The organism is Streptomyces sp. 2P-4 (genome assembly GCF_030167965.1).
GTDB lineage: Bacteria > Actinomycetota > Actinomycetes > Streptomycetales > Streptomycetaceae > Streptomyces > Streptomyces globosus_A.
Map to the genome: position 1 here is coordinate 4,633,678 of NZ_CP095011.1, position 13,043 is coordinate 4,646,720.

The following is a 13,043-nucleotide window of genomic DNA, read 5'->3' on the forward strand; positions in this document are numbered from 1 at the left end:
CGAGCAGGCGCCGAGCCCTTTCGGCGCGACGGCACGGAAGGCCCGCACAGCGTGACGCACGACCACGACCTGGTACTCCGCCCCACCGACGCCCAGCGGGCGGCGGCACTCGCCGCACCGCCCGGCCGCACGGGCGGGGACCTGGTCGTGGAGACGCTGCGCGGGCTCGGCGCGACGACCGTCTTCGGGCTGCCGGGGCAGCACGCCCTCGGCCTGTTCGACGCGGTCGGCCGCTCCGACCTGCGGCTCGTCACACTGCGGGTGGAGAACAACGCCGGCTTCGCGGCGGACGCGTACGGCCGGCTGACCGGCGAGGCCGTGCCGCTGCTGCTGTCGACGGGCCCGGGCGCGCTCACCGCGCTGCCCGCCCTGGCGGAGGCGGCCGCCGCCTCCTCGCCGGTCCTCGCCGTCTCCTCGCAGGTGCCGACCGCGGGCCTCGGCGGCGGGCGCCGCGGCCACCTGCACGAACTGCGCGACCAGGCCGCCTCCTTCCGGGACGTCGTCAAGTCCGTCCACTCCGCCCGCACCCCCTCCCAGATCCCGTCCGCCCTCGCCGCGGCGTGGGAGTCGGCGCTGACGGCGCCGCACGGGCCGGTCTGGGTGGAGATCCCCGAGGACGTCCTGCGGGCGGAAACGTTCATCCCACAGGTCACCGGCATGGACGCCACCCCGCACGAGCTCGCCCCGCGCCCCGAGCTGACCGCGCTCGCCGCGCACTGGCTGGAGCACGCCGAACGCCCGGCGATCCTCGCGGGCGGCGGCGTCATCCGCTCGGACGCGGCCGGAAAGCTGAAACAGCTCGCGGAGCGCCTCGACGCGCCCGTCGCCACCACCTTCGGCGGCAAGGGCGCCTTCCCCTGGAAGCACCCGCTGTCCCTCCAGTCCTGGCTGGAGGACCGCCACACGACCGACTTCCTCGAAGACGCGGACGTTCTGCTGGTGGTCGGCTCCGGGCTCGGCGAGCTGTCGTCGAACTACCACACGTTCCGGCCCCGCGGCCGCGTCGTCCAGATCGAGGCCGACCCCGGCAAGCTGGAGTCCAACCACACCGCACTCGGCATCCACGCCGACGCCCGCCTCGCCCTCCAGGCCCTCCTGGAGACCGTCGCCGAACGCCGCGACCCGGCCGCCGCAGGGCGTGTCCGCACCGTCCTGTCGGCCGTCGCGGCCCGCCTCGCAGCCCAGAACCTGGACCTGGAGCAGGGCCTGCTGGCCTCGATCCGCTCGGCCCTGCCCGCCCGCTCCCCGTCGTTCTGGGACATGACGATCCTGGCGTACTGGGCGTGGTCGGCCTTCGACCCGCGGCACCCGAACACCATGCACTCGGCGCAGGGCGCGGGCGGCCTCGGCTACGCCTTCCCCGCCGCCCTCGGCGCCTGCCTGGCCGAGCCGGGCACCCCCGTCCTCGCCGTCTCCGGCGACGGCGGCGCCATGTACTCCCTCGCCGAGCTGGCCACGGCCCGCCAGCACGACCTGGACGTCACCTGGCTGATCGTCGACGACGGCGGCTACGGCATCCTCCGCGAGTACATGGCCGACGCCTTCGACGGCCGCACCGCCGGCACCGAACTGACCCGCCCGGACTTCGCGGCCCTGGCCGAGTCCTTCGGCGTCCCCGCCGTCACCACCACCCCGGACGCCCTCCGCGCGGACCTGGAGAAGGCCCTGGCCACATCCGGCCCGTCGGTGGTCGTCCTTCCGGCCACACTCCGCATGTTCGCCCCGACGCACCTCTAGTTTCAGGCGAACACCGCCTTGACCAGCGTCTGCTTCACCTTCTCGAACGTCCCGGCCATGGTGGGCAGGTCCACTTCGGCGTCCCCGGAGGTCAGCGAGCCGGTCAGGGTCTTGGTGCCGTCGGGCGTGCTGTACATCACTGCGCCCCAGCCCCAGAACCCTCCGTTGTGGTGGAGGACGGTGCTGCCGCCGTCCAGCTCCTCCACGAACACTCCCAGGCCGTAACCCATCGTGGGGTCCGCGACGCGCATCTCGGCCAGAAGCCCGGTCGAGATGAGCTTGCCGCTGTTCAGCGCGGAGAAGAACGTGTGGAGGTCCCGGCTGGTCGAGATCATGTCGCCTGCGGCGGATACCCAGGAGGGGTTGAAGCGGGTGGTGTCGACCACCTTCCACTGTCCGGCGTCGTCGTAGCCGAAGTAGCCGTGAGCGTGCGGCTCGGGGATGTCCTCCCGGGTCTCCGGCAGCAGGGTGCCCGTCAGCCCGAGCGGGCCCAGGATCAGCCGGTGCATCTCCTCGGGCAGCGAGCGGCCGGTGACCTGCTCGATCAGCAGCCTGGCCAGGACATAGTTGGTGTTGGAGTAGCTCCAGGCCGTCCCCGGCTCGAACCGCGCCGGCTTCGCCAACGCCCCCCGCACCAGCTCCTCCGGCCGGTAGGTCGCGTGCTGCAGGTCCACCCACTCCTTGCCCCATCCTGCGACCACACCGGGCTCGACCGATCCGTCCTCGGAGAACTCGCCGGTGAAGTTGAACAGCCCGCTGGTGTGCTGCAGGAGCATCCGTACCGTGATCCGCCGGTCGAGCCCGAACTCGGGCACGTGGTCGGCCACCAGGTCCTCGAGGCCGAGCCTGCCCTCGGCCACCAGCTGCAGGACGACGGTCGCGACGAAGGTCTTGGTGACGCTGCCGACCCGGAAGTGCCCGTCGGTCGGCGGCTTCTCGGTCCGGCCCAGCTCGCTCACCCCGGCGCTGCCGACCCACTCGCCGAGCTCGTCGTTCACGCGCAGCTGCACGCCGGAGAAACCGGCGTCGACGATCTCCTGCATGGCCTTCCGCAGCTCGGGGCGGTCCTGCGCGGTGGTGTTCTGCTCACTCACGGTGATTCCTCATCTCGTGTCGGCGGGTGTGAGCCGAGCGTGGGCCCTGACCCAAGGTCAAGGTCAAGGCGACAGGTGAGCGTTAGGCTCGCCCCATGGCAGACGGGCTCACGATCGGTCAGGCGGCGGCTTTCGTCGGCATCACCGTCAAGACGGTGCGGCACTACCACCGGCTCGGCCTGGTCGCCGAACCGGAACGGGACCATTCCGGCTACCGGCGCTACGGATCGGCCGACCTGCTGCGCCTTGTCCAGGTCCGGGCCCTGGCCGGGGCGGGCGTGCCGCTGGCCGAGATCGGCGAGCTGCTCGACGCCGAGCCCGAGCGGTTCGCCACCGCCCTGGACGACGTCCGCCGCCGGCTCACCGAACAGATCGAGGAGCTGACCGCCCGCCGCGACACCCTGCACCGGCTCGCCCACGGTGACCGCGCCCTGCTGCCCGACCGGGCCTGCGCGGTCCTGGAGCGACTCGCCGAGCTCGACTTCAGCCCCGACTACGTCACCACCCAGCGGGAGGCCCTGGTGCTGTCGCGGGCGCTTGCTCCCGACGTCTTCGACCTCTTCCTGGCCAACCTCGAACACCGGCTCGACGACCCCGAGTTCGTCGAGTTGACCAAGCGCGGCTGGGAGGCGAGGTCCTGGGATCCCGACGACCCGCGGATCGAGGAGCTGGCCTCAGCGGTGGCCGCCAACCTGCTGGGCGTCCGCGCGCTGCTGACGCTGCCGGCCAAGCGACCGCACGGGCCCGACGCGGCCTCCCGGTACGGCGTGGTCAACCACCACCGGGAGGACGAGGCACCGTCCATCGCGCGGCTGAACGGGCTGGTCGAGGAGCACCTGCGCGCGGCGGGCATTGATATCCCGCGTCAGTGACGGACTGCTGCGAACTTGATCGCCCGGACAGGGCTCAGCGGCCGGGCGAAGCCGCTCCCAGCCCCTACCCCCTGACGGGAAACTCCGCCCACACCGTCTTGCCGATGCCGTGCGGCCGGGGGCCGTGGCCCCAGCGGTCCGCCACGGCCGCCACGACCGCCAGGCCGCGGCCGCGTTCGCCGTCCGGCCCGGGCGGGGCCGGTTCGAGGTCGACGCGGTCGCCGGCGTCGGCCACCTCGATCCGCAGGCAGGCCCCGTCCCACACCGCCCGTACGCCGATCTTCCGGCCGCGCGGTGCCCGTGCGTGCCGTACGGCGTTGGTGACGAGCTCCGACAGCGCCAGCTCCGCCGCCTCCGCAGTCGGCCGGGCGACACCCCACGCGCGCGCCTGCGCGCGGAAGAACGCCCGGGCCCAGCCGGGGGTGCGGGGGCTGCGGGGGAGGAGCCAGGATTCTTCGCTCGGCAGACATGGCGCCATCGTCATCCGAATCGCCTCTCTAGAGATTCCGATGCCTTGAGTGAACCCCCTGGGCGGCCTTCGGTCAAGCTATCTCTAGAGATGCACGTATCGTGTGTAGGGCTGAGCAAGCACGGCTGCATTCCGCGCCTACGATGTCGAGAGATGATCGGGAGGACGCATGCCGAGTAACGGCTCCGGGCGGCAGCCCAAGTACCAGCGGATTGCCGGCGAGCTGAAGGCAGCCATCCAGGACGGCACGTACGGTCCGGGCGACCGTCTTCCCGGCGAGAACGACCTGATGGCCAAGTACGGCGTGGCCCGCATGACGGCCCGCCAGGCTCTCGGCGTCCTCCAGACAGAGGGCCTCGTGGAGGCCCGCAAGGGCGCCGGGGTGTTCGTCCGGGACTTCAAGCTGATCCGCCGCCGCAGTATCCAGCGCCTTGCGGGCGACGTCTGGGGTGCGGGCCTGTCCCTCTGGGAAGCCGACTCCCAGGACCGGGATCTGTCGGTCGAGCTGCTGTCCGTGGGGGAGGAGGCCGCACCGCCCGGGTTCGGGGCCTTGCTCGGGGTAGGGGAGGGTGGTCGTGTCTGTGCCCGCCGCCGACGGTACGTCCTCGACGGCAAGCCCGTCCTCGTGTCCACCTCCTACCTGGACGCCGCCCTCACCGTCGGCACCCGCATCGCCGAGCCGGACACCGGGCCCGGTGGGGTCTACGCCCGGCTTGCCGAGCTCGGGCGCAGGCCCGTCCGGTTCCGGGAGGAGGTCCGGTCGCGGATGCCTGCACCGGAGGAGGCCAAGGCGCTCGCCCTCGGGCCCGGGACGCCCGTCGTGCTGGTGTGCCGCACCGCGTTCGACGCCGACCGGCGGGTCGTGGAGGTCAACGAGATGGCGCTCGACTCCTCCGCGTACGTCCTGGAGTACGAGTTCGACGCCGTCTGACGCCCTTCGGGTGATGACGCAGTGTCACGGTCGGGATCCCGGGGCGGTGGGCGGCGGCTGTGGGAGCGTACCCGTGAGCCGATCCTCGTCGATCCGGGAGCGGAGGCGCAGACCCCGTCATGCCCGCAATCCCCCGAAGCCTCGCCGCAGCGGCGGCCGCGACCGTGTTGGCCGCCGTCCTTGCCGCCTGCCAGGAACCCGCTCCGACCCCGGAGCCCGACACAGGGCCGTCCACGGCGGCGGAGCCGTCCGACAGCGGCACCTCCTCGGACACGCTGTTCCTGGGGGAGAGCGCCCACCGGTCCCGGCCGACCGTCCACGTGCCCACCGCGCCCGTGGGCAAGCCGGTCAACCGGCACCTTGACGTCACCAACCCCAAGAGCGAGGCGCAGACCGTGCAGAGGGTGTCGGCGGCCGAGACCGTGAGGAGGGCGTCGGTGGGATTCCGCCAGGGGGAGATGTACCTCGCGGAGGACAACTGCACCGGCGTCGAACTGCCGCCCCACGGAAGCTGCACGGTCGTGATCCAGCACGTGGCCTTCGAACCCGGCGGCTACAGCGGACAGCTCACCGTCGAAACCTCCGACGGCGAGATCTACACGGTCGACGTCATCGGCGAGGCGACCGCCGGTGAGTCCACGGGCGGCACCGAGGAACCGTCCGACCCGTCGCCGACGGGAGACGGCGCCCCCACGGACGTCACTCCCACCGAGGACCCGTCGCCGACGGAGGACGCCGCGCCCACAGAGGCCACTCCCACCGAGGACCCGCCCAACGGGGTCATGGGCTGATCTCCAGGCGGACGGAGTCGTCGTCGGGGATCACCGCCAGGCGGGGCTCCTGGCGGGAGAGGGCGTGGGAGATCAGGTAGAAGCGGGCCGGTGACTTCGCGAGGAGCCGGAACCCGCGGTACTGGTACCGGTACGGCGCCATGCCCGGGCCCCTGTCGGTGAAATGGATGTCCTCCAGGTGGTGGGGGACGGGCACCCTCGAGTGGACGATGACCCGGGGGCACTCGTCGTCGACGCACCCCGTGGCCGCGAGGCCGACGGCCGCGGTCCTGCCCGCCTGGTCCGCGTACCGCGCCATGGCGAAGAACAGGCTGAGCGTGAGCAGCCCGATCAGCAGGGCGCCGCCCGCCAGCCACAGGCGGTCGCCCGTGAGGGCGCCCGGGTCGCGGTCGTCGCGCCGGGGCCGCCCCAGGTGCATTTGGACGGCGAAGAACGCCAGCGTCGCCCCCAGCGCCACGATCAGGCAGGGCAGGAACTCGCTCACCCACCCCTGCGGCAGCCAGGAGATCCGGCCCTCCAGGAAGAAGGCCGGGAAGCCCGCCAGGACCAGCAGCATGCCGACGGCCAGCAACGACAGCACCACCCTGCGGCGCACCGCCTCGCGGCCCGGCACCGCCAGGGCCCGGCCCACCGCGCCCAGCACCAGCAGCACGACCAGACCGCAGACCAGCAGCATCCAGAACGGGAAGAAGACGGCGGTCGGGCTCCTGGCGACGTAGGCCTGGAGGGAGAGCTGGAGGTCGTTCGCCGGGATGCCGAAGTAGGCGTAGTACGCGTCGGTGTACGTCCGGCCGAAGTAGTAGAGGAGGCCGAGGACGACGGTCGCCGGAGCCGTGACGTACGCCACCTTCTCCAGGGCCGACCCCCGGTCGCGCCCCCCGTCCGGCGGCGGCTCCTCCTGCGGCTCGGGCATGCGCCCAGCATGGGCGCGCCCGCCGGACGCCGCACGCGGGGCGGCGCCGCACGGCTGAGCCGGCCGCCCCGGCGCCGCGGGCGCGCTCACGCGGACGGCCGCGCCCCGCGTGCGCCCGACGTGACACATCCGCACCGTCGAAATGGTGCGGCGGGATGAAATCCGCCGGTGGGGGCGTTGGGTGAGGCGGCAGCGACGGGGACGACGGGGAGACAGAACGTGGCGGCGGCGCAGACAGAGCAGACAGCCGGGAAGAGTCCGCAGGACGGCGGGCGGCGGGACGGCGGGCCGCAGGAGAAGGGCCGGGGCTGGGCCAGGCGGCTCGCGGCCTACACCTGGCGGTACAAGGCGAACGTGCTCCTCGCGCTCGGCTCCTCCCTCGCCGGCATGGCCGTCACGGCCCTCGTCCCGCTCGTCACCAAGGTCATCATCGACGACGTCATCGGCGACCACAGCAAGCCCATGGCCCCCTGGGCGGGCCTGCTCGTCGGCGCGGCGCTGCTCGTCTACGCGTTCACCTACATACGCCGCTACTACGGCGGGCGCCTCGCCCTCGACGTGCAGCACGACCTGCGCACCGACATGTACGCGACCATCGCCCGCCTCGACGGCCGGCGCCAGGACGAGCTGTCCACCGGCCAGGTCGTCGGCCGCGCCACCAGCGACCTCCAGCTCATCCAGGGCCTGCTCTTCATGCTGCCGATGACCGTCGGCAACTTCCTCCTCTTCGGCATATCCCTCGGCGTCATGCTGTGGCTGTCGCCGCTGCTGACGCTCGTCGCGCTGCTGATGGCGCCCGCCCTGTGGTTCATAGCCCAGCGCAGTCGCAAGCGGCTCTTCCCCGCCACCTGGTGGGCGCAGGGCCAGGCCGCCGCCGTCGCGTCCGTCGTCGACGGGGCCGTGACCGGCGTCCGCGTCGTCAAGGGCTTCGGCCAGGAGGAGCAGGAGACCGGCAAGCTGCGCGACGCAGGCCGCCGGCTCTTCGCCGGCCGGCTGCGGACCATACGCCTGAACTCCCGCTACACCCCCGCCCTCCAGGCCGTCCCCGCCCTCGCCCAGGTCGCCATGCTGGCCCTCGGCGGCTGGATGGCCACCCGCGGGCAGGTCACCCTCGGCACGTTCGTCGCCTTCTCCACCTACCTCGCCCAGCTCGTCGGCCCCGTCCGCATGCTGGCCATGGTGCTCACCGTCGGGCAGCAGGCCCGCGCCGGCGCCGAGCGCGTGTTCGAGCTCGTCGACACCGAACCCGCCATCCGGGAGGGCTCCCGGGAGCTGCCCGCCGACGCGCCCGCCACCGTCGAGTTCGACCGGGTCGTCTTCGGCTACGACCCCGCCCGGCCCGTCCTCGACGGGTTCTCCCTCACCGTCCGCGCCGGCGAGACCGTCGCCGTCGTCGGATCCTCCGGCTCCGGCAAGTCGACGCTCTCCCTCCTCCTGCCCCGCTTCTACGACGCCGACCGCGGAGCCGTCCGCGTCGGCGGGCACGACGTACGGGACCTCACGTACGACTCGCTGCGCGCCGCCATCGGCCTCGTCCCGGAGGACTCCTTCCTCTTCTCCGACACCATCCGCGCGAACATCGCCTTCGGCCGGCCCGAGGCCACCGACGAGGAGATCCGGGCCGCCGCCCGCGCCGCCCAGGCGGAAGGCTTCGTCGAAGCCCTGCCGGCCGGGTACGACACCAAGGTCGGCGAGCAGGGCCTGACCCTCTCCGGCGGCCAGCGCCAGCGCATCGCCCTGGCCCGCGCGATCCTCACCGACCCCCGCCTGCTCCTCCTCGACGACGCGACCTCGGCCGTCGACGCCCGCGTCGAGCACGAGATCCACGAGGCGCTGCGCGCCGTCATGGCGGGCCGCACCACCCTGCTGATCGCGCACCGCCGCTCCACGCTCGCGCTCGCCGACCGGATCGCCGTCCTCGACCGCGGGCGCCTCGCCGACATCGGCACCCACGAGGAGCTGGAGCGCCGCTCCGCCCTGTACCGGCGGCTGCTGACCGACCCGGACGCCCTCGCCGCCGGCTCGCCCCCCACCGCCGACGCCCCCGGCGCGGCCGCCGGGTACGAGCGGGACTTCGAGAAGGACATCGAGCTCGAAGCCGAGATCGACGCCGAGCCGGTCAACGCCAAGCGGCGCGTCGCCGGCGGAATCACGCCCGAGCTGTGGCGCCGGCAGCAGGACGGCTCGCAGAAGGCCGGCGCACCCGCCGCCGCGGCCGCGGCCGGCGGGCCCGGGGCGGTGTTCACCATGGCGGGAGCCGTCGGCGGGATGCCGGCCACGCCCGAGCTGCTCGCGAAGGTGGCCGCCCTGCCGCCCGCCGACGACGTGCCGGACGTCGACGAGTCCCGCGCCGCGGGCGCCGAGTCCAGCTACAACCTGCGCCGCCTGCTGCACGGCTTCTGGGCGCCGCTCGCCATCAGCCTCGGGCTCGTCGCCGCGGACGCGGCCGCCGGACTGCTGCTGCCCGTCCTGATCCGGCACGGCATCGACCAGGGCGTCGAGCAGGCCGCGATCGGCGCGGTCTGGGCGGCGTCGCTGCTGGCCCTGGTCGTCGTCGTCGGCCAGTGGGCGGCCCAGTTCGCCGAGACGCGGATGACGGGCCGGACCGGCGAGCGGGTGCTGTACGCCCTGCGCGTGAAGATCTTCGCCCAGCTCCAGCGGCTCGGCCTGGACTACTACGAGCGCGAGCTCACCGGCAAGATCATGACCCGGATGACCACGGACGTGGACGCGCTGGCGACGTTCCTGCAGACCGGGCTCGTCACCGCCGTCGTCTCCGTCTTCACCTTCCTCGGGATCCTCGTCGCCCTCGTCGTCATCGACGCCGGCCTCGCCCTGATCGTCTTCGCGACCCTGCCCGTCCTCGTCGTCGGCACCGTCTTCTTCCGCCGCAAGTCGGTCGCCGCGTACGAGCTGGCCCGCGACCGGGTCAGCCTCGTCAACGCCGACCTCCAGGAGTCCGTCTCCGGGCTGCGCATCGTGCAGGCCTTCCGCCGGCAGGGCGCCGGGGCGGTCCGCTTCGCGGAGCGCAGCGACGCCTACCGGCAGGCGCGGGTGCGCGGCCAGTGGCTGATTTCGGTCTACTTCCCGTTCGTGCAGCTGCTGTCGTCGGGGGCGGCCGCGGCCGTCCTGATCGCCGGGGCCGGCCGTGTCGAGGCCGGCACGCTGACGCTGGGCGCGCTGGTGGCGTACCTGCTGTACATCGACCTGTTCTTCGCGCCCGTCCAGCAGCTGTCCCAGGTCTTCGACGGCTACCAGCAGGCCACGGTGTCCCTCGGCCGGATCCAGGAACTGCTGCGCGAACCGACCGCGACACCGGCCCCCGCCGACCCGCGGGGCGTGCGGGAGCTGCGCGGCGAGATCGCCTTCGAGGACGTCCGGTTCGCGTACGGCACCGCGCAGGAGCGCGGCGAGAAGGGCGAGGCGCTGGCCGGAATCAGCCTGCGGATACCCGCCGGGCAGACCGTCGCCTTCGTCGGCGAGACCGGCGCCGGCAAGTCGACGCTGGTCAAACTCGTGGCGCGGTTCTACGACCCGACGGGGGGCCGGGTCACCGCCGACGGCGCCGACCTGCGGGAGCTGGACCTGACGGCGTACCGGCGCCGCCTCGGCGTGGTCCCGCAGGAGCCGTACCTCTTCCCGGGCACGGTCCGCGACGCGATCGCCTACGGGCGTCCCGACGCGAGCGACGCCGAGGTCGAGGCGGCGGCCCGCGCGGTCGGCGCGCACGACATGATCGCCACCCTGGACGGCGGCTACCTGCACACCGTCGCGGACCGCGGCCGCAACCTGTCGGCCGGGCAGCGCCAGCTGATCGCGCTGGCCCGAGCCGAGCTGGTCGACCCCGACGTGCTCCTGCTCGACGAGGCCACCGCCGCGCTCGACCTGGCCACCGAGGCGCAGGTCAACCGGGCCACGGACCGGCTGGCGGGCAAGCGCACCACGCTCGTCGTGGCGCACCGGCTGACCACGGCCGCCCGCGCCGACCGGGTCGTCGTCATGGACCGCGGCCGCGTCGCGGAGGACGGCACGCACGACGAACTCCTCGCCCGCGGCGGCCGGTACGCCGAGCTGTGGCGCACCTTCGTCGGGGAGGACGAGCCGGCCGCCGCCTGAGCCGGCCCTGCCGGACCCGCCCGCGCCCCCCGGAACGTGCACTGAGCAACCTTCCGGGGGGCTCGTGCGTCGTACGTCTGTGCGCGTCGCGTACGGGGGTACGGGTGGGGCGCGCCGGCGTTCCGGGGATCGGGGGGACTGTCATGGCACGGGAGCGTGAGGGGCGGGGGCCGGGGGTCCTCAGGGCGGGGGCGGCGCCCGTGGTGCTGCTGCTGTGTGCGGCGGGGCTGCTGGCGGCCCCGCCCGCGTCGGCGGCGGCGACCGGCGGCTGCGCGGGCCGGCTGGTGAAGTCCCTGCCGTTCGCCGGGGGTGAGGTGCGCGTCTACAAGAGCCGTACGCAGGCCTGCGCGGCCGCCGTGGCCGACGCGCCGGGCGCGCGCCGGCCGATGGCGGTGTCCGTCCAGCCGCGCGGCGGCGTCCCCCTCCGCGATACGGGGCAATTCACCCGCTATGCCGGACCTGTCACGGTCGGGGCGATCAACCGCTGCGTGTATGTAAAGGGGAGCATCGGGGCCGGATCGGCCGAGTCCGGCTGGATCCTCTGCTGAGGCTGCGTCCCAACTGGGTCTGTTCAGAGCCGCGTTGACCCCGCTAGGTTCACGGGCGACCGCAGTGAACAAAGGGGAGGGTGAATGCGCAAGACGCTTGGCCGGCTGCTGCCGCTCGCTGTGCTGATCGGCACCATGGGCACGGCCGGCTTCACGGCTCAGGCGGCCACCGCCGCAGAGCCGGCCGCCGCGGCGCCTGCCACCGCAGGGCAGGCCGCGGCCGCGGACATCAAGGACCGGATCCTCGCCGTCCCGGGCATGAGCCTCATCGAGGAGAAGCCGTACGCCGGCTACCGTTTCTTCGTACTGAACTACGAGCAGCCGATCGACCACCGGCAGCCGTGGAAGGGCACCTTCAAGCAGCGCCTCACCCTGCTGCACAAGGACGAGTCGCGCCCCACGGTCTTCTTCACCTCGGGCTACAACGTCAACACCACCCCGCGCCGCAGCGAGCCGACGGCCATCATCGACGGCAACCAGGTGTCGATGGAGTACCGGTTCTTCAACCCCTCCCGGCCCGACCCGGCCGACTGGTCCAAGCTCGACATCTGGCAGGCGGCCAGCGACCAGCACCGCATCTTCAGCGCCCTGAAGAAGATCTACACCAAGAAGTGGATCTCCACGGGCGCGAGCAAGGGCGGCATGACGGCCACCTACTACGAGCGCTTCTACCCCAGGGACATGGACGGAGTCGTCGCGTACGTCGCGCCCAACGACGTCGTCAACAAGGAGGACTCGGCCTACGACCGGTTCTTCGCGAAGGTGGGCACCAAGGAGTGCCGCGACCGGCTGAACGCCCTCCAGCGCGAGGCCCTCGTCCGCCGCGGCCCCCTGGAGGCCAAGTACGCGGCCGCCGCCGCCGAGAACGGCTGGACCTTCAACACCGTCGGCAACCTCGACAAGGCCTACGAGGCCGTCGTCCTCGACTACGCGTGGGCGTTCTGGCAGTACAGCCTGCTCGCCGACTGCGGCTCCGTCCCGGACGCCAAGACCGCCTCCGACCAGGAGATCTGGGACTCCATCGACGCGATCTCCGGCTTCTCCGCCTACGCCGACCAGGGCCTTGCGACCTACACGCCGTACTACTACCAGGCGGGCACCCAGCTCGGCTCGCCCGACATCAAGCAGCCGCACCTGAAGGGCCTGAGCCGGTACGGCTACCAGCCGCCGCGCAACTTCGTGCCCCGCGACATCCCGATGGCCTTCCAGCCGGCGGCCATGGCGGACATCGACAACTGGGTGAAGAACAACGCCAACCGGATGCTCTTCGTCTACGGGCAGAACGACCCCTGGGGCGCAGAACCGTTCCGCCTCGGCTACGGCACCCGCGACAGCTACGTCATGACCGCGCCCGGCGCCAACCACGGCGCCAACGTCGCCCAGCTCCGCGACGGCGACCGGGCGCTGGCCACCCAGCGGATCCAGGAGTGGGCCGGTGTCGTCCCGGCCGCCGCGGCCCTCGACGCGGGCCGCACCGCCCCGCTGGCCAAGCCGGACGCCGCGCTCGACAAGCAGGAACTGCCGCGCGAGCACCAGCTGCGGCCGTAGAGCACCCCGCGGGGCGCGGGCCGG

General features: G+C 73.0%; 10 protein-coding genes. 7 read left to right on the forward strand and 3 right to left on the reverse strand.

The features are described from left to right. The first annotated feature begins 51 nt into the window (after positions 1–51). Positions 52–1,737 (forward strand): thiamine pyrophosphate-binding protein, encoded by a 1,686-nt coding sequence (locus MUK52_RS20485; protein WP_114057641.1) that lies wholly within the window; start codon positions 52–54, stop codon positions 1,735–1,737. Between the two features lie 2 nt (positions 1,738–1,739). Here the strand turns inward: MUK52_RS20485 and MUK52_RS20490 are convergent, their stop codons facing one another. Next, positions 1,740–2,831: a serine hydrolase domain-containing protein gene (locus MUK52_RS20490; protein ID WP_428985458.1), complete on the reverse strand. Its 1,092-nt coding sequence runs from the start codon at positions 2,829–2,831 to the stop codon at positions 1,740–1,742. A gap of 95 nt (positions 2,832–2,926) precedes the next feature. Here MUK52_RS20490 and MUK52_RS20495 point away from each other — a divergent pair, with 95 nt between their 5' ends. After that, entirely contained in the window at positions 2,927–3,703 is a 777-nt protein-coding gene (locus MUK52_RS20495; RefSeq protein WP_114057640.1) for a MerR family transcriptional regulator, read from the forward strand. Between the two features lie 64 nt (positions 3,704–3,767). Here MUK52_RS20495 and MUK52_RS20500 read toward each other — a convergent pair whose 3' ends face one another. Then, entirely contained in the window at positions 3,768–4,187 is a 420-nt protein-coding gene (locus MUK52_RS20500; RefSeq protein ID WP_246042692.1) for an ATP-binding protein, read from the reverse strand. 154 nt (positions 4,188–4,341) lie between these two features. Between MUK52_RS20500 and MUK52_RS20505 the strand changes: the two genes are divergently transcribed. Continuing rightward, positions 4,342–5,103: a GntR family transcriptional regulator gene (locus MUK52_RS20505; RefSeq protein WP_114057639.1), complete on the forward strand. Its 762-nt coding sequence runs from the start codon at positions 4,342–4,344 to the stop codon at positions 5,101–5,103. 119 nt (positions 5,104–5,222) lie between these two features. After that, on the forward strand, positions 5,223–5,894 hold the full coding sequence (locus tag MUK52_RS20510) for a hypothetical protein (RefSeq protein WP_284578930.1): 672 nt from the start codon (positions 5,223–5,225) through the stop codon (positions 5,892–5,894). Here the strand turns inward: MUK52_RS20510 and MUK52_RS20515 are convergent. Continuing rightward, complete coding sequence (locus tag MUK52_RS20515; RefSeq protein ID WP_114057637.1) at positions 5,884–6,807, reverse strand: hypothetical protein; 924 nt, start codon at positions 6,805–6,807, stop codon at positions 5,884–5,886. The genes MUK52_RS20510 and MUK52_RS20515 overlap by 11 nt on opposite strands. Before the next feature lie 219 nt (positions 6,808–7,026). Here MUK52_RS20515 and MUK52_RS20520 point away from each other — a divergent pair, with 219 nt between their 5' ends. The 3 genes from MUK52_RS20520 to MUK52_RS20530 all read left to right on the forward strand — a co-directional run bounded on the left by MUK52_RS20520 (position 7,027) and on the right by MUK52_RS20530 (position 13,019). Continuing rightward, entirely contained in the window at positions 7,027–10,923 is a 3,897-nt protein-coding gene (locus MUK52_RS20520) for an ABC transporter ATP-binding protein (RefSeq protein ID WP_114057636.1), read from the forward strand. Between the two features lie 143 nt (positions 10,924–11,066). Further along, on the forward strand, positions 11,067–11,471 hold the full coding sequence (locus MUK52_RS20525) for a hypothetical protein (protein ID WP_246042691.1): 405 nt from the start codon (positions 11,067–11,069) through the stop codon (positions 11,469–11,471). 84 nt (positions 11,472–11,555) lie between these two features. Beyond that, a complete protein-coding gene (locus MUK52_RS20530) occupies positions 11,556–13,019 on the forward strand; it encodes a serine protease (protein WP_284578934.1) in 1,464 nt (487 codons plus the stop codon). Positions 13,020–13,043: the final 24 nt, after the last annotated feature.